This is a genomic window from Nonomuraea sp. NPDC003727 (assembly GCF_053586935.1).
Map to the genome: position 1 here is coordinate 563,457 of NZ_JBSFNE010000003.1, position 15,391 is coordinate 578,847.

13 protein-coding genes are annotated in these 15,391 nt (G+C 72.7%); 7 read left to right on the forward strand and 6 right to left on the reverse strand.

What is annotated here, in order from left to right:
- Positions 1-44: 44 nt before the first annotated feature.
- Positions 45-3,002, reverse strand: a complete 2,958-nt coding sequence (locus ACWDLG_RS11360; RefSeq protein ID WP_449918661.1) for a sacsin N-terminal ATP-binding-like domain-containing protein — start codon at positions 3,000-3,002, stop codon at positions 45-47.
- 89 nt (positions 3,003-3,091) lie between these two features.
- Positions 3,092-3,892, reverse strand: coding sequence for a DUF3027 domain-containing protein (locus tag ACWDLG_RS11365; protein ID WP_449918532.1), 801 nt, complete (start codon positions 3,890-3,892; stop codon positions 3,092-3,094).
- Positions 3,893-3,986: 94 nt separating this feature from the next.
- Between ACWDLG_RS11365 and ACWDLG_RS11370 the strand changes: the two genes are divergently transcribed.
- The gene (locus ACWDLG_RS11370; protein WP_449918535.1) at positions 3,987-5,573 is read left to right on the forward strand and encodes an MFS transporter; all 1,587 of its coding nucleotides are present in this window, start codon (positions 3,987-3,989) and stop codon (positions 5,571-5,573) included.
- Between the two features lie 123 nt (positions 5,574-5,696).
- Here the strand turns inward: ACWDLG_RS11370 and ACWDLG_RS11375 are convergent, their stop codons facing one another.
- Both ACWDLG_RS11375 and ACWDLG_RS11380 read right to left on the reverse strand, forming a co-directional pair.
- Entirely contained in the window at positions 5,697-6,089 is a 393-nt protein-coding gene (locus ACWDLG_RS11375; protein WP_449918537.1) for a cold-shock protein, read from the reverse strand.
- An 87-nt stretch (positions 6,090-6,176) separates the two neighbouring features.
- Positions 6,177-6,779 (reverse strand): HAD family hydrolase, encoded by a 603-nt coding sequence (locus tag ACWDLG_RS11380; protein WP_449918540.1) that lies wholly within the window; start codon positions 6,777-6,779, stop codon positions 6,177-6,179.
- A 152-nt stretch (positions 6,780-6,931) separates the two neighbouring features.
- On the opposite strand from ACWDLG_RS11380, the gene ACWDLG_RS11385 reads away from it, so the two are divergent.
- Together ACWDLG_RS11385 and ACWDLG_RS11390 are read left to right on the forward strand one after the other, a co-directional pair.
- Positions 6,932-7,210 carry a hypothetical protein gene (locus ACWDLG_RS11385; protein WP_449918542.1) on the forward strand — a complete coding sequence of 93 codons (279 nt, stop codon included), beginning with the start codon at positions 6,932-6,934 and terminating at the stop codon, positions 7,208-7,210.
- 100 nt (positions 7,211-7,310) lie between these two features.
- Positions 7,311-7,928 carry a TetR/AcrR family transcriptional regulator gene (locus tag ACWDLG_RS11390; RefSeq protein ID WP_354914284.1) on the forward strand — a complete coding sequence of 206 codons (618 nt, stop codon included), beginning with the start codon at positions 7,311-7,313 and terminating at the stop codon, positions 7,926-7,928.
- On the opposite strand, the gene ACWDLG_RS11395 is transcribed toward ACWDLG_RS11390, so the two are convergent.
- Complete coding sequence (locus ACWDLG_RS11395; protein WP_449918545.1) at positions 7,921-8,793, reverse strand: hypothetical protein; 873 nt, start codon at positions 8,791-8,793, stop codon at positions 7,921-7,923. The two genes, ACWDLG_RS11390 and ACWDLG_RS11395, sit on opposite strands and share 8 nt — an antisense overlap.
- Positions 8,794-8,837: 44 nt before the next feature.
- On the opposite strand from ACWDLG_RS11395, the gene ACWDLG_RS11400 reads away from it, so the two are divergent.
- From ACWDLG_RS11400 to ACWDLG_RS11415, 4 genes are read left to right on the forward strand one after another with little or no spacing between them, the layout of a single operon-like run.
- The gene (locus tag ACWDLG_RS11400) at positions 8,838-11,150 is read left to right on the forward strand and encodes a helicase-associated domain-containing protein (protein WP_449918663.1); all 2,313 of its coding nucleotides are present in this window, start codon (positions 8,838-8,840) and stop codon (positions 11,148-11,150) included.
- A 60-nt stretch (positions 11,151-11,210) separates the two neighbouring features.
- The gene (locus tag ACWDLG_RS11405; RefSeq protein ID WP_449918547.1) at positions 11,211-12,674 is read left to right on the forward strand and encodes an AMP-binding protein; all 1,464 of its coding nucleotides are present in this window, start codon (positions 11,211-11,213) and stop codon (positions 12,672-12,674) included.
- Positions 12,675-12,731: 57 nt separating this feature from the next.
- On the forward strand, positions 12,732-13,148 hold the full coding sequence (locus tag ACWDLG_RS11410) for a hypothetical protein (protein ID WP_449918549.1): 417 nt from the start codon (positions 12,732-12,734) through the stop codon (positions 13,146-13,148).
- A 51-nt stretch (positions 13,149-13,199) separates the two neighbouring features.
- A complete protein-coding gene (locus tag ACWDLG_RS11415) occupies positions 13,200-14,846 on the forward strand; it encodes a DNA repair helicase XPB (protein WP_449918552.1) in 1,647 nt (548 codons plus the stop codon).
- A gap of 196 nt (positions 14,847-15,042) precedes the next feature.
- Here ACWDLG_RS11415 and ACWDLG_RS11420 read toward each other — a convergent pair whose 3' ends face one another.
- Positions 15,043-15,345: a hypothetical protein gene (locus tag ACWDLG_RS11420; protein WP_354914272.1), complete on the reverse strand. Its 303-nt coding sequence runs from the start codon at positions 15,343-15,345 to the stop codon at positions 15,043-15,045.
- Positions 15,346-15,391 lie beyond the last annotated feature (46 nt).

The window sequence follows — 15,391 nt, forward strand, 5'->3', positions numbered from 1 at the left end:
AGCACCCCGGAAGGCCAGGAGCCTCCGGGGCACACCCTCGAGGGTCAGGACAGGTCGGACTCAGCGAGCAGCAGCGGCACCGCCGAGGGGTCGCGCAGGAGGGCGGCGACGGCGAGGCGGTCGTTCCACTGCCCCGTCGCCCACGCCAGCCCCCTGGCCAGCCCGTCGACCCCGTCGCAGTGGACCATCCCGTCGAAGTAGCGCCAGGCGCACGGCACCCCGTCGACCAGCAGCTTCTCGTGCTCGACGTACGCCTCGGGAGCGCCGGGCAGCAGTGACCTCACCTCCGCGGGCACCGTGCGCCGCACCCCTGACGAGGTGACCTCCCCCGTCACCAGCTCGCCCGCCAGCGGCAGGTCGAGCAGCTCCGACAGCGACTCGGCCAGGTCGAAGGGCGCCAGCACCAGCGGCCGGTCGGTCACCAGCTGCAGCAGGTCGGGGGCCTCCACGATCACCGCGTCGTCGGCCCCGGCGATCACGATGTCGCCACCGAGAACGGCCCGCACCGAGGACGGCGGAGCCACCCGCGCCGGGTCGACGGCCGCCAGCGCCATCCACAGCGCCCGCAGCTGGGCCCGGTCGACGGTGACCGCGGGATCCGCCAGGAGCTCCAGGAGCTCCTCAGGGCCGCCGTGGGAGGCCAGCAGGTCGGTCAGCGTGGTGCGGACGCCCAGCATCGCCAGCGCGCCCGTGTCGAGCCCTGAGGGGGCCTCGTCGTACAGCCCGGTGAGCAGCGGGTCGGCTCCCGGCAGGCGCAGCTCGACCGGCCGCCGCCCGTCGAGGACCCGGTGGGTGGACAGCCACCAGGCGGTGTAGGACGGCACCTCGACGCCCTCGATCCGCAGCGGCATCAGCGCCCCCCGCAGCGGCGGCCTGGTGAGCAGCGCCAGCGCGGCCGGCCAGTCGGCCACCAGCTCCAGGTCGCGGATCGCGGTGAACTCCGGCACCACCGGCGGCACGTCGAGCGAGGGCAGCAGGTCGAGCACGTGGTCGAGCCAGGCGTCCTCCTCGTCGAGGTCGTGGTCGCACGAGTCGACGTCGAGCAGCACGTCGGCGTCGTTGACGACGGCGAACCCGTCGAGCACGCCGACGGCGGTGAGCACCCGCGCGTCGTAGGTGTCGGCGGCCACGCCGAAGCCGGCGTCCTCGACCAGCAGCCCCGCCAGCGCTCCTGACGACAGGAGCAGCTCCCCCGCCGGGTACAGCGAGCCGTCGACACCGCGCAGGGCCAGCTCCGACAGCCACGGCTCCTCGCCGGCCGTCAGCCCCGCCGCGTCGACCAGCGACAGGACGGCCCTGGCCACCGCGTCGGGGTCGTCGCTCTCGAGCGACTGCGCCACCGCCGTCCTGGTCAGCGGGTCGTCGAGGACCGTGCGCGGCGTGGCCTCGAAGGCGCCCAGGCGCAGCAGCAGCGGATGCGCCGCGTCGGAGTGCACGATGCGCAGGCCGAGCGGCGCGAGGTCGAGCGGCGTGCTGAGGATGAGCGTGCCGCGCGGACCGCGCACCAGGCGGCCGTCGGCCAGCGGCACGGGCAGCGCCCCGAGGGCCTCGGGGTCGTCGCCCGGCAGCACGTCGTACAGGGAACGCCACCACGACGGGTCGCGCCCCTCGATCGCCTCACCCGACAGCTGGTCGACCACGTCGGCCAGCTCCACCCGGCGCACCCCGAGCGCCGACAGCGCCGGATGCCGCGCGGGCCAGCCGGCCGGCAGCAGGCCGGGCACGATCTCGGCGAGCACCTCCAGCAGCTCCCCCGGACCGTGGACGGCGGACGCCTCCCTGCCGGAGACCACCCACCCGTCACCGGACGGCTCGCGCACCGGGTGCTCGACCTGCCAGGTGGCGTCGGGGTCGTAGAGCGCGGCGTCGTCGAAGGAGGGCGAGGTCACCACCGGCGCGGGCGCCGACAGCGCGGGCAGCAGCGGCACGTCGGGCAACAGGCGCAGGATCGCGCGCCTGATGCGGGCGTCGAGCTCGCCCTTGCCCATCAGCGCGGGCACCAGGTCGAGCAGCCGGGGCGTGCGCGGCAGCTGTTCGAGCAGCTTGACGTAGGTCTCGGCGACCCGCTCGACCAGGAAGTCGGTCAGCGGCCCTGGGGCGACGTGGCGCCGGTCGGTGGCCATCGGGAAGGAGGCGATGAGCAGCGCGGGCAGGTCGAGCGGCTCGTCGGAAGGCGTCGGCGCGTGGACGACCTGCGGCACGGGCAGCGGGCCCGCCTCCAGCGGCACGGCCCAGCGCACCGACCAGTAAGGCCTGGCCCGCTCCTCCGTCGGCCGGTCGGCGAAATAGGTCGCGACCTCCTCGGGGGCGAACTCGCCCGAGGCCGACACGACGTGCCAGCCGGACGGCTCCACCGTGCGGGTGACCCCGTCGACGGTGATCTCGATCGCGGTCAGCGCCGGCATGCCGAGCAGCAGGGCGGGGCTCGTCTCGTCGAGCATCTGGCGCACCACCGCCTCGGCCGAGGGGCGCAGCGGCAGCCGTACGGACGTCTCGAACCCGTCGGGCACCTCGACGGTGGCCGGGAACGGCAGCCGCAGCAGCGGCACGTGGCCCTCGCGGGAGGTCAGCTCGGCGGCCAGCGCCGGCTCGGCTGCCACCAGCGCGGCCGTCTCCTCGCGCGACCAGCGGACCGCGCCCGTCGACCGCGAGCCGATCGACGGCTCGTCGCAGACGGACACGATCGCGGCGAAGCCGACGCCGAAGCGCCCCGCCGCGCCCACGTGGTCACGCTTGGCCGACACCCGCAGCGTCGACAGGCCCTCGACCCCGTCCGCGTCGAGCGGCGCGCCCGTGTTGGCGGCGGTGAGCACGCCGTCGCGCAGCTCCAGCCGCAGCACGCCGGGCACGCCGTCGCGCAGGGCGGCGTCGGCCGCGTTCTGCGCCAGCTCGACGATCAGGCGGTCGCGGTAGCCGCCGAGGGCGAAGTCCTCCTCGGCGTTGGCGTCCTCCCGGAACCGCGCGGGCGAGGCCCGCCAGGCCGTGAGGACGGCGGCGCGCATCCGATCAGTGCCGAAGGTGTCCACGGGGCTAACTCCTAAGGATCAGAGAGGGGCCACCGAAGGCTAGCGGTCGGCGCCGACAAAGCCGATCAGGAGTGACCGAGCTCCTCTGAGGCGGCCTCGTCGACGGAGCCCGACTCGACCTCGATCAGGTCGTAGCCCAGGTCGTCGAGGATCGGCGAGCTCTGCTCGACCGGCGGCGGCACGACCGCGGCCTCGGAGTGGGCACCGCAGCCGTGGTCGGCGGCGACGACCTTTCCGTCGTCGGGCGCGTACTCGTTGGCGCACACCCCGAACTCGCCCCGCAGACCGCCCGCGAGCGGCCAGAAGAAGCCGCAGGTGGAGCACTGCGCGGGCGCGGCGTGGGCGATCGGTGTGTGCGGCCCGGGGGCGCCGGAGTGCCAGCGCTTGGCGGCGCGGTCCCTGCCGATGGCCGACAGGACCCTGGCCCTGCCGAGGCCGTACTCGAAGATCATCTGGTGGTCGAGCTCTTCGTCGTCGCCGGTGAAGCCCGGCACGAGCCTGTCGTCGTCCTCCGCGGTGGGCAGCAGGTCGCCGACGCCGAGATCGCCGGGCAGCAGCCGCTCACTCCACGGCAGCCACGGGGGCGCCAGCAGCGCGCCCGTGCCGGGCGTCAGCACGGCCTCGCTGACCGTGACCTTCTTCGCGCGGGAGGCGCGCGTCACGGTGATGGCCCATCGCCAGCCCCGGTACGCCCGGTCGAGGCAGGCGAAGTAATGCGTAACGATCCGGTCGCCCTCGCCCTCGTAGCCAAGGTGCTCGCCCGGCTCTCCTGGTCCGGCGAGCTCCCGCGCTGCCTCAAGCGCGAGCTCGACGGCGGCGACACAGGCCTGATCAGGCGGGGAAACGCGGGTCCTGGTCCTGGTCAACGGCCCGCTCCCGCCGCAAGGTGCTGTTCGCTCACACTCCATTCTCACCCATGGACGGACGTGCGAGCACCCACGTCGGGTAAGACTGGTAAACGTGGATCGCGTGCTGTCGTGGGTGAAACGGGTGACTCTCGCGCTGGCGCGGGCCGGCCGGTCGACCGCCAGCGGCACCAAGCGGGCGGGAATGGCCACCGCGCGCGGCGGCAAACGGTTCGGGCTGGCCACCGCGAGCGGCGCCCAGCGGGTCGGCCACGCGACACGGCGGCTGACGCACGCCCAGGGCGCGGGCCGTACCGGCCTCGGCCGCCTCATCGAGCTGACGGCGGTCAACAGCGTCGGCGACTCGCTCATCACGCTGGCCCTCGCCGGCACCATCTTCTTCGGCCTGCCCGTCAACGAGGCGCGCGGCCAGGTGGCGCTCTACCTGATGATCACGATGATCCCGTTCGCGGTGGTCGCGCCGTTCGTCGGGCCGGTGCTCGACCGGTTCAGGTCGGGCCGCCGCTACGTGATGGCGGGCACGCTGTTCGCCCGCGGCCTGCTCTGCTTCGCCATGGCCGCCGCCGTGGGCCCCGGTGACGTGCTGACGCTGTTCGCCGGCGCGCTCGGGGTGCTGGTGCTGTCCAAGGCGTACCACGTCTCCCGCGCCGCGATCATGCCAAGCGTGCTGCCCGCCGACATCACGCTGGTCAGCGCCAACGCGAGGGTCGCGCTGTTCTCGCTGGTGGCCGCCGGCGTCGCGGTGCCGATCGCCGCGGGCCTCACCGCCTGGCTGGGAGCCGCCTGGGTGCTGCGCATCGCGATGGTCGTCTTCCTGCTGCTGGGGGTCGTCGCCGTACGGCTGCCGCGCCACGTCGACTCCCCCGACCTGGAGGAGGAGGAACAGGAGCGACCCGGCCGGCGGGCGCGATGGCGGACCCTGCTCGACGTCGGCCCCGCCGTGACCGAGGCCGTACGGGCCAACGCCGCCATCCGCTTCTTCTCCGGCTTCCTGCTGTTCTTCCTGCTCTTCCTGGTGCAGGACGGGCACCTGAAGGACCTGCCCGCGACCACCACGATCGCCGTGCTGGCCGCGGCGGCCGGTCTCGGCGGCCTGGTGGGCGCCGCGACCGCCAACTGGGCGCGCAACCACTCGCCCCAGCTCATCGTGCTGCTCACGCTGGCCGTGACGCTGGTGACGGCGGGCGTCACCGCCTACCTGTTCGGCCTGTGGGCCGCCGTCGCCGTGGCGCTGGTCGCCGCGTTCGCGCAGGAGCTGGGCAAGCTGGCCCTCGACGCGATCGTGCAGCGCGAGATCGGCGAGAAGGTGCGCTCGTCCACGTTCGGCGTGGTCGAGGCCCTGCTCCAGCTCGCCTGGGTGTTCGGCGGGCTGGTCGGGCTGCTGGTGTCGGACTGGTCGGTGGGCCCCGGCGGGCTCGCGTCGGTGGCCGTCGTGCTCGCCGTCACCCTCGGCTGGCTCCTGGTACTCCGGAGGGCGAGGGTGAAGGCCCGCGACGCCAAGCTCCACGCCGCCCAGGCGAGCCGGCCTGAGGAACCGCAGGACCCGCAGGACATGCGGCAGGACCCGCACCAGGACTCGCGGCACGACCAGGCGAGCCGGCCGCGCAAGCCGCACGAGCCGCAGCAGGCCCAGCCGCCCGCGCCGGCCACCACCAAGCCGCTAACCAACCCGCACGGCTGAGCAACCCGCACAGCGGAGCAGCCCGCACGGCTGAGCCCGCACGGCTGGGCGGCCCGAGCACGGACCGGCCGGGAAACCCGAGCTCGTCCAGGACCCCGGCCCCCGCGGGGCGGTCAGTCGCGGTCAGTCGAGGTCGTCGGCGACCGCGCGCAGCACCGTGGCGACCTTCTTGGCGTGGGCCGCGTCGGGGTGCTTGCCCCGCTGGTAGGACTCGGAGACGGCGTCGAGCAGCTTGATCAGGTCTTCCACGATCACGACCATCTCGTCCGGCTTCTTCCGCTTGCCCTTCGGCTTCGACTTGGCCAGCGTCGGCGGTTGCTCGAGGATCCGCACCGACAGCGCCTGCTGCCCCCTGCGTCCCTCGGCCACGCCGAACTCGACCTTCTGACCGGGCTTGAGCGGCTCCCCGCCGGTCGGCAGCGCGGAGGAATGCACGAAGACCTCACCGCCGTCGTCGCGGGTGAGGAAGCCGAAACCCTTGTCGGCGTCATACCACTTGACCTTGCCAGTCGGCACAGGGGGGACCTCGTTCATGCTGTCGGAAAAGATGAATGGAAGTAGGTTATGCCCAGCTGGGCCGGAGAGCGACCGGGTAAATTCGCATCAGTTCCAGGCACCGAACCAGGCGGAGAACTCCGTCAGGTCCGCCAGCGCCACATCGGCTCCGTGATCACGCAGCTCTCCCACCGTGTAAGGGCCAGTGGCGACCGTCACGCTGACGGCGCCGCCCGCTCGCGCCGCCTCGATGTCCGCGACGTGATCTCCAACATAGGCGGCCGCGCCGAAACGCGCGAGAGCCGATCCCTTTTCCGCGCCGAACACCGATCCGACGATCTCGTCCACCTCGAAGCCGAGCAGTTCGACCGTGCTCGTGGCGTCGCGCAGGTTCTTGCCGGTGACCACGATCACCCGCCCGCCCGCCTCCCTGACGGCCCGCACGGCGTCGTACGCGCCGGTCATGGCGGTGTGCACCGGGACGGCGACCTCCGGGTAGAGCTGCCTGAACAGCGTGGCCGCCGCGGGCACGTCGTGCGGCGGCAGCCAGTTGGCCAGTTCGTGCTCCAGCGGCGGGCCGAGGCGGGTGATGACGGTCGCGCTGTCGATGGCGACGCCGAGCCGTTCGGCGAGCTGGTCGTAGACGGCCGCGATTCCCGAACGCGTGTCCGCCAGAGTCATATCGAGGTCGAATCCCACTGATTTCCCCACCCGTGCAGGGTAACGGGCGCCGGTATGGGACCGTTGAAGTGGGCAGAAAGGAATTACTTATCGAAGGAGCGGCCATGGCGGAAAGTCAGGAGACCAGGCCCCATCGCCCGGCACGCCCGGCCGTCCGGAAATCGGTGAGCGTTGGGCGCCGCATGGCCGACATCGCCGTGTGGACGGTGAGGGTGGTCTCGCGGACGGCCGCCCTCATTTGCGTTCTCGCGATCGTTTTCGCGATCTTTCCCGCCAATCCCGCCAACGCGCTCGTCCGGTTCGTCGAGTCCTTCGCCACGTCGCTGTCGCTCGGCCTGCACGACCTGTTCAGGCTGCCGGACGCGCACTGGCAGGTCCTGGTCAACTACGGCCTGGCCGCTCTGGTCTGGCTGGTCATCGGGTCGGCCGCGGCGAGCCTGATCCGGCGCGTCACGCCGTAGCGACGCCGATCGGACCACCACAGGGTCCCTAGACTGGCACGAAGGTGGTGCGACGGTCTGATGAGGACGTTTCTCATTGGGTGGAGGTACTAGGAACGACATGACCAGATCGACGCGCGAGCGGATCGTCGACGAGGCCCTGCGGCTGTTCGCCGAGCGGGGCTACTCCGCCACCTCGGTGGCCGAGATCGAGGCCGCCGCCGGGCTCTCCCCTGGCGCGGGAGGCCTCTACCGCCACTTCAAGTCCAAGTACGAGGTGCTCGCCGCCGCGATGCACGAGCACGCCGCGCGCACGCGCACCCAGGTGGCCGACAGCCTGGCCACGCTCAACAGCATGGAGTCCTCGGCCGACCTGGAGCAGCGCCTGTCCCACCTGTGCCGGGCGGGCCTGGCGAAGGTGCGCGAGGAGAGCGAGCTGACCAGGGTGTTCTTCCGCGACCTGAGCCAGTTCCCCGAGCTGGTCGCGGTCGTGCGCGAGGGGCTGCTGCAGCCGATGTTCGACGCGATCACCTCGTGGTTCCGCGCGCAGCCGGAGTACGCGGAGGTCGAGGTCGACTGGACCGGCATCGGCGCGGTGCTCGGCGGCGCGGTCGTCCACTACCGGCTCTTCCAGGAGACGGTGGGCGAGTCGCCGGGTCACGCGGAGAAGGACCAGTTCGTCGCCGCCTGGGTACGGCTGGCCGTGGGCCTGCTGCCCGCGCCCGCACCGGTCAGCTGACGCCCCACAGCCGGACGGCGAGCCACACCACGCCCAGCCCCGCGAAGACCATGAACATGGTCCCGCTGACCGCGAAGAACTGCTCGAGGAAGGCGTTGAAGCCGCCGGCGCCGTCGGCCCGCAGGGCGCCGATCACCACCCCGCCCACCGCGTAACCGAAGATCGGCGCGCCGAGCCCGATCATCCGGTCCTTGAAGGAGAGGTTGTCGCTCGCCAGCACGGCCACCGCGCCCGCCGCCCACACGATCGCGGGCACCTGGAAGATCGCGATCGCGGGCAGGCCGAACGGCACGAGCAGCGCGGCGAGCACGAGCAGTCCCATGCCGAGCAGCTCGCGCGGGTGTTCCTTGACGAGGGTCCCGGCGTCCCCGCCGCCGGCCCCGGTCGCCCTCGGCGACCCGGCGAACGGCAGGCCGCGTCCGGCCTTCCGGGCCGGCCGTCGCCGCGCCTGCCGCCGGAAGCGCGCGACGCCAGGCGGCACGTCGTCCAGGATCCGGGGGAAGACGGCCGTGTCCTTCCCGGCGGGCCGTACCTCTGGTCCGGCCTGGCCCGCAGCGCGCTCCCAAGATCCGGCCTGGCCCTGGAGCCCGGCCGGCCGTACCTGGGGTGCGGCCTGGATCCGGGGGGCGTCGGCCGCGCCGCTGAGGCGGCGCGCCTCCCGCTCGACGAGCGCGACCGGGTCACCGAACCTGGCCAGCACCCTGGCCACCGCCTTCGGGTCGGCGCTGCCGCCGCGCTCGGCCTCGATACGGGCCCTGAGCCGCTTGACGAAGTCGAGCCGCTGATCCTGGCGCAACACGCCGTGAGCGGCGTCGGCCGCCTTGCTGACGTAGTCCAGGACGAGCTGGTCGGCCCGTTCGATCACGCAAGCCATGCTGCCCCAAACCGCCGGAACATACCATTGCCATGATGGAGTTCACCCAGTGGATCAGGGAGCGCACCGACGAGCAGCTGGGTGCGCTCGTCGCGGCGCGCCCTGAGCTGATCACCCCGGTCCCCGCCCACCTGGAGGGGCTCGCCACGCGCGCGGGCAGCCCCTCGGCGATCGGGCGCGCGCTCGACCGGCTCGACAGGTTCGCGCTGGCGGTCGTCGAGACGCTGGCCGTGACCGACTCCGCGGACCGGGCGGCGCTGCGCCGCCTGCTGGAGCGGGCCGCGGGCGGCGAGGTCCCGTTCGACGACGCGCTCGAGCGGCTGCGCACGCTCGCCCTGGTCTACGGGCCGGACGAGGCGCCGCGGCTGGCCCCCGGCGTCCGCAAGGTGCTGGACGACCCCGCGGGTCTCGGCCCGCCCGTCGTCGAGGTGTTCCGGCATCACCCGCCCGAGCAGCTGGAGGAGATCGCCGACGACATCGCCCCCGGCACCGAGGGCACGGGCAAGGAACGTCTGGCCGCGGCGCTGGCCGAGCCGGGCAAGCTGGTCGAGGAGGTCTCTCCGCCGGCCAGGCAGGCGCTCGACGAGCTGGCGTGGGGCCCGCCCAGCGGCCGGGTGCCCAACGCCCGCCGCGCCGTCCGCGTCGCCACTGCCCGCTCCCCGATCGAGGAGCTGCTGGCCCGCGGCCTGCTGGCGGCCACCGGCGAGGAGAGCGTGTCCCTGCCCCGCGAGGTCGGCCTGTACCTGCGCGAGGGACGGGTGCACCGCGACCTGTCCCCCGTGCCGCCGCCGCTGGAGGGCGCCGAGCGCTCCCGGCAGCTCGCCGACAGGACCGCCGCCGGCCAGGCGTTCACGTTCGTCAGGGCGGTGGAGGAGCTGTGCGAGCGCTGGAGCCTCGACGCTCCCGGCGTGCTGCGCACCGGCGGCCTCGGCGTACGCGACCTCAAGCGCGCCGCGACCCAGCTCGACCTGCCCGAGTGGGCCGCCGCGCTGGTGATCGAGGTCGCCCACGCCGCCGGGCTGCTGGGCGCGGGCGGCAGCGTCGACGGCGAGTGGCTGCCCACCCCCTCCTACGACACCTGGCGCGTCAAGTCCACCGAGGACCGCTGGGCGTCGCTGGCGGCCACCTGGCTGCACACCGACCGCGTGCCCGGCATCGTGGGCGAGCGCGACGAGCGCGACCGGCTGCTCAACGCCCTCCACCCCGACCTGCGCCGCTCCTCGGCTCCCGAGGTACGGCAGGCCACGCTGCGCGTGCTCGGCGCCGCCCCCGGCCTCGCGCCGTCCCGCGAGTCCGTGCTGCGGCGCCTGGCATGGGAGCAGCCAAGGCGCCGGGGGCCGCTGCGGGAGCAGCTGACCGACTTCACGCTGCGCGAGGCCGAGCAGATCGGCTTCACCGGTCTCGGCGCCCTGTCCACGCACGGCCGGGCCGTGCTCACGGGCTCGCCGGAGGCGGCCGCCCTCCTCGCCCCGCTGCTGCCCGAACCGGTCGACCACGTCCTGCTCCAGGCCGACCTGACGGCCGTCGCCCCCGGCCCGCTCACCAGCGAGCTGGCGCGCTGGCTGACGCTCGCCGCCGACGTGGAGTCGACGGGCGGGGCGACCGTCTACCGGTTCGGCGAGTCGTCCATCAGGCGCGCGCTCGACGCGGGGCAGGGGGCCGACGAGCTGCTGTCCATGCTGACCCGCCACTCGGCCACGCCCGTGCCGCAGCCGCTGACCTACCTGGTGACCGACGTGGCGCGGCGGCACGGCCGGATGCGCGTCGGCACGGCCAGCGCCTACATCCGCAGCGACGACCCGTCCATGCTCGACCAGCTCATCGCCGACCGGCGGTCGGCGCCGCTGCGGCTGCGGCGGCTGGCGCCCACGGTCATCGCCTCGCGCACCTCCAGGGCCGCGCTGGTCGACTCGCTGCGGGCGATGGGGTTCGCGCCCGTCGCCGAGTCCCTGGAGGGCGACGTCATCGTCACCCAGCTCGAGGCCAGGCGCACAGAGGGGCTGCCGGTCGCCAGGGCGCACTCGTCGTTCAACGGGCTCGACCCCGACGTGGTGGCGGCCGCCGTCCGCGCCATGCGGGCCGGTGACGCCCGCCGCGCCCCGCTCGACGCGCCCGACGGGGCGATCCCCCGCGGGCCGGCCACCGCCACCATCTCGACGCTGCAGGACGCCATCCGCCAGGGCGTGCGGGTGTGGATCGGCTACCTCGACTCCCAGGGCAACGCGACCAGCCGCATCCTGGAGCCGGCGCGGATGGAGGGCGGGTACCTGACGGCCTACGACGAGACGCGGGCGGCGGTGCACCGCTTCGCCCTGCACCGCATCACCGGCGTCGCCCCCGTCACCTGAGGCCCGCCAGGCGCCACCGGCCGCTTGACTCCGTCTGGAGGGCGGATCACCGTGTTAGGCGTGACCAACCACACGCTGGGCCGCCTGGCGGAGGACTCGTGGGCCCGCTTCGACGACCACGACGCCGTCTTCTACGAGGGGTTCTGGCATCGCAGTCACACGCTCGCCGCGCGCGCCAGGCGCGTCACCGGCGGCCTGGTCGAGGCGGGCGTCCGTCCCGGTGACCGCGTGGTCGTGATGATGGCGACCAGCCCCGACGTCCCTGTCGTCTACCAGGCCGTGTGGGCGGCGGGCGCGGTGGTGACCCCCGTGGTGTTCCTGGTCGGCGCGCAGGAGCTGCGGCACATCGTCACCGACAGCGGCGCCGTGGCGATCGTGACCTCGCCCGAGCTGCTGGACACGGTGGAGGCGGCCGAGCCGGCGGTGCCGGTGTTCGTGGACGCCGAGAGGCTGGCCGGCGGCGCCGAGCACGGGCCGCTCGCCAGGGATCCGGGCGACCTGGCCGCCGTGATGTACACGGGCGGCACCACCGGCAGGGCCAAGGGCGTGATGCTCAGCCACGGCGGCCTGTGGCAGGTCGCGAAGGACGCCTTCGACCTGGCCTACCAGCCGGGCCTCACCCGGGCGATCGTGCCGGTCCCGCTGTCCCACGCCTACGGCCTGATCGTCTCGATCGCGGGCATGCACGCCAGGGAGCCGCAGCAGACGGTTCTCATGCGATGGTTCGACCCCAAGGTGTTCCTGCGGCTGGCGGCCGAGCAGCGCGTGCAGTACGGCACCGTCGTCCCCTCGATGCTGCAGATGCTGCTCGCCGAGCCGCTCGAGGACACCGCGCTGCCCGATCTGCGCCATCTCACCTGTGGCGCGGCCCCGCTGAGCCGCGCGGTGCTGGAGGAGTTCGAGCGCCGGGTGCCCCGCGTGCGGATCCTGGAGGGGTACGGCCTGACGGAGACGAGCGCCGTCACCACCTTCAACCCGCCGGGCAGGCGCAAGCCGGGCAGCGTCGGCCTGCCTCTCCCCGGCTACACGATCAGGATCAGGGACGACGACGGGGAGGAGGTGGAGGCGGGCGACATCGGCGAGATCTGCGTCGCCGGCGAGTCGCTGATGCTCGGCTACTGGGGCGGCCTCGACTCCCCGGTCGTCGACGGCGAGCTGCGCACGGGCGACGTCGGCTGCCTCGACGACGACGGCTACCTGTACGTCGTGGACCGGAAGAAGGACCTCGTCATCAGGGGCGGCTTCAACGTCTTCCCCCGCGACGTGGAGGACGCGCTGAACGCCCATCCGTCGGTCGCCATATCGGGTGTGGTGGGCCGTCCCGACCCCGTGCACGGCGAGGAGGTCGTGGCCTTCGTCCAGCTGGTGCCGGGCGCCACGGCCACCGCGGAGGAGCTGATCGCGTGGGCGAGGGAGCGCGTCGGCAGGGTGAAGTACCCCCGCGAGATCCATTTCACCGACCACGTTCCCATGACCAGTGTGCTGAAACTTGACCGGAAAGCCTTGCGTGCCCGTCTACCCTGAATGTCACTACATTTCGTGATATCTGTTGACCTTGCCGGTGAGCGAGAAGGTGACACAGTGAGCAGCGGTTACGACAGTTCGGGCGAGCAGGGTCCCTACGGCCAGGAGCAGCCCTACGGCCAGCAGCAGCCGTACGGCTCGCCCTACAACAGCCAGCAGAACCCCTACGGCCCGCCGTACGGCCAGCAGCCCGGCTACGGTTACGGCTACCCGCCGCCCCAGCAGGGCCCGCGCACGCACGCGATCGTGGCGCTCGTCATCAGCATCGTGCTCGCGCTCAGCTGCTACATCACCCCCGGCGGCATCGCCGGCGCGATCATGTCGGGCATCGCGCTCGGACAGGTCGACACCATGCCCGACAAGGCACGCAACCTGCTCAAATGGACATGGATCAGCATCGGCATCAACGTCGCGCTGGTCGTCGTGGGATTCGGCGTGATCATCGCGCTGGGAGTATCCGGGAACCTGGACTAACCGCCGGTCTCCGGGTGTTGGATATGCGGTAGCCGTACCGACCCCGGAGAGATGCCTGTGAACGACGGCCCACTGATCGTGCAATCCGACAAGACCCTGCTGCTCGAGGTCGACCACGAGCGGGCCGACGAGTGTCGCAAGGCCATCGCGCCGTTCGCCGAGTTGGAGCGCGCGCCCGAGCACGTCCACACCTACCGCGTCACCCCGCTGGCCCTGTGGAACGCGCGGGCCGCCGGCCACGACGCCGAGCAGGTCGTCGACGCCCTCATCGGGTTCAGCCGCTATCCGGTGCCCCACGCGCTGCTGGTCGACGTGGCCGAGACGATGGCCCGCTACGGCAGGCTGCGCCTGGAGAAGGACCCCGCCCACGGCCTGGTGCTGGCCTCGACCGACCGCGCGGTCCTCGAGGAGGTGCTGCGCTCGAAGAAGATCCAGCCGATGCTGGGCGAGCGCATCGGCCAGGACTCGGTCGCCGTCCACCCGAGCGAGCGCGGCAACATCAAGCAGGCGCTGCTCAAGCTCGGCTGGCCGGCCGAGGACCTGGCCGGCTACGTCGACGGCGAGAGCCACCCGATCAAGCTGCGGCAGGACGGCTGGGCGCTGCGCCCCTACCAGCAGGAGGCCGCCGACGCGTTCTGGCACGGCGGCTCGGGCGTGGTCGTGCTGCCCTGCGGCGCCGGCAAGACGATCGTCGGCGCGGCCGCGATGGCCCACGCCGAGGCCACGACGCTGATCCTGGTCACCAACACCGTCTCGGCCCACCAGTGGAAGCAGGAGCTGCTGCGGCGCACCTCGCTGACCGAGGACGAGATCGGCGAGTACTCCGGCAGCAAGAAGGAGATCCGCCCGGTCACCATCGCCACCTACCAGGTGATGACGACCAGGCGGAAGGGCGTCTACGCCCACCTGGAGCTGTTCGACGCGCGCGACTGGGGCCTGATCGTCTACGACGAGGTGCACCTGCTGCCGGCGCCGATCTTCAGGATGACCGCCGACCTTCAGGCCCGGCGCCGCGTCGGGCTCACCGCGACGCTGGTGCGCGAGGACGGCAGGGAGGGCGACGTGTTCTCCCTCATCGGCCCCAAGCGCTACGACGCGCCGTGGAAGGAGATGGAGAACCAGGGCTGGATCGCGCCCGCCGACTGCGTCGAGGTCCGGGTCACACTGTCGGACGAGGAACGCCTGGCCTACGCGATGGCGGAGGCCGAGGAGCGTTACCGGTTCGCCGCGACCACGCCGTCCAAGACGCGGGTGACCGAGGCGCTGGTCCGCCGCCACCTCGGCGAGCAGGTGCTGGTCATCGGCCAGTACATCGACCAGCTCGACGAGCTCGCCGAGCACCTCGGCGCGCCGGTCATCAAGGGCGAGACGCCGATCAAGGAGCGGGAGCGGCTGTTCCAGGCCTTCCGCGACAAGGAGCTCCAGGTGCTGGTGGTCTCCAAGGTGGCCAACTTCTCCATCGACCTGCCGGAGGCGGCCGTCGCCATCCAGGTGTCGGGCACCTTCGGGTCACGGCAGGAGGAGGCGCAGCGGCTCGGCAGGGTGCTGCGGCCGAAGGCCGACGGCGGCGGCGCGCGCTTCTACACGGTGGTCAGCCGCGACACGGTCGACCAGGAGTTCGCCGCGCATCGCCAGCGCTTCCTGGCCGAGCAGGGCTACGCCTACCAGATCATCGACGCCGACGACGTCCACCAGTAAAGGTCTCCACCAGTGAAAAGGCTCGCGCGATGACCGTCGCGCGAGCCGTCCACACCTGGAGCTAGGTCCACGAAACCCCGCGGGCCTTCAACATCGGGCCACCCCCTCACCGGCGACTGCTATCGCGATGCGACATACCCCCATGATCCGTCGAATCCACCGCAGATGCCCGGATTTTTCGGTTTTTGGGGAGGGATTACCGGGCCAGCATCCCGCCGACGAAGAGCACACCCTCGGCGACCACCCAGGCGAGCAGCGCGCCGCCGATCAGTACGGCGAAACGCGCGGGGAACAGCCACGCGCCGACGGTCATGACCGCCGCGACCACCGCGAACAGCCCCGACAGCATCGAGGCGCTGTCGAGACGGTCGGCACACGCCGCGGAGGTCTCACCGTCGGTGCAGAACGCCTCCAGCCCCCACCCGGCATACACCGACAATCCCCACAACGCCGCCAGCAGGAGGCTGGCGACCGTCGGAATGACTGGGGAGATCCTCACGCTGCCTCCTGATTAATCGATTGGAAGCTCCCGAGCCCGGGGGTAA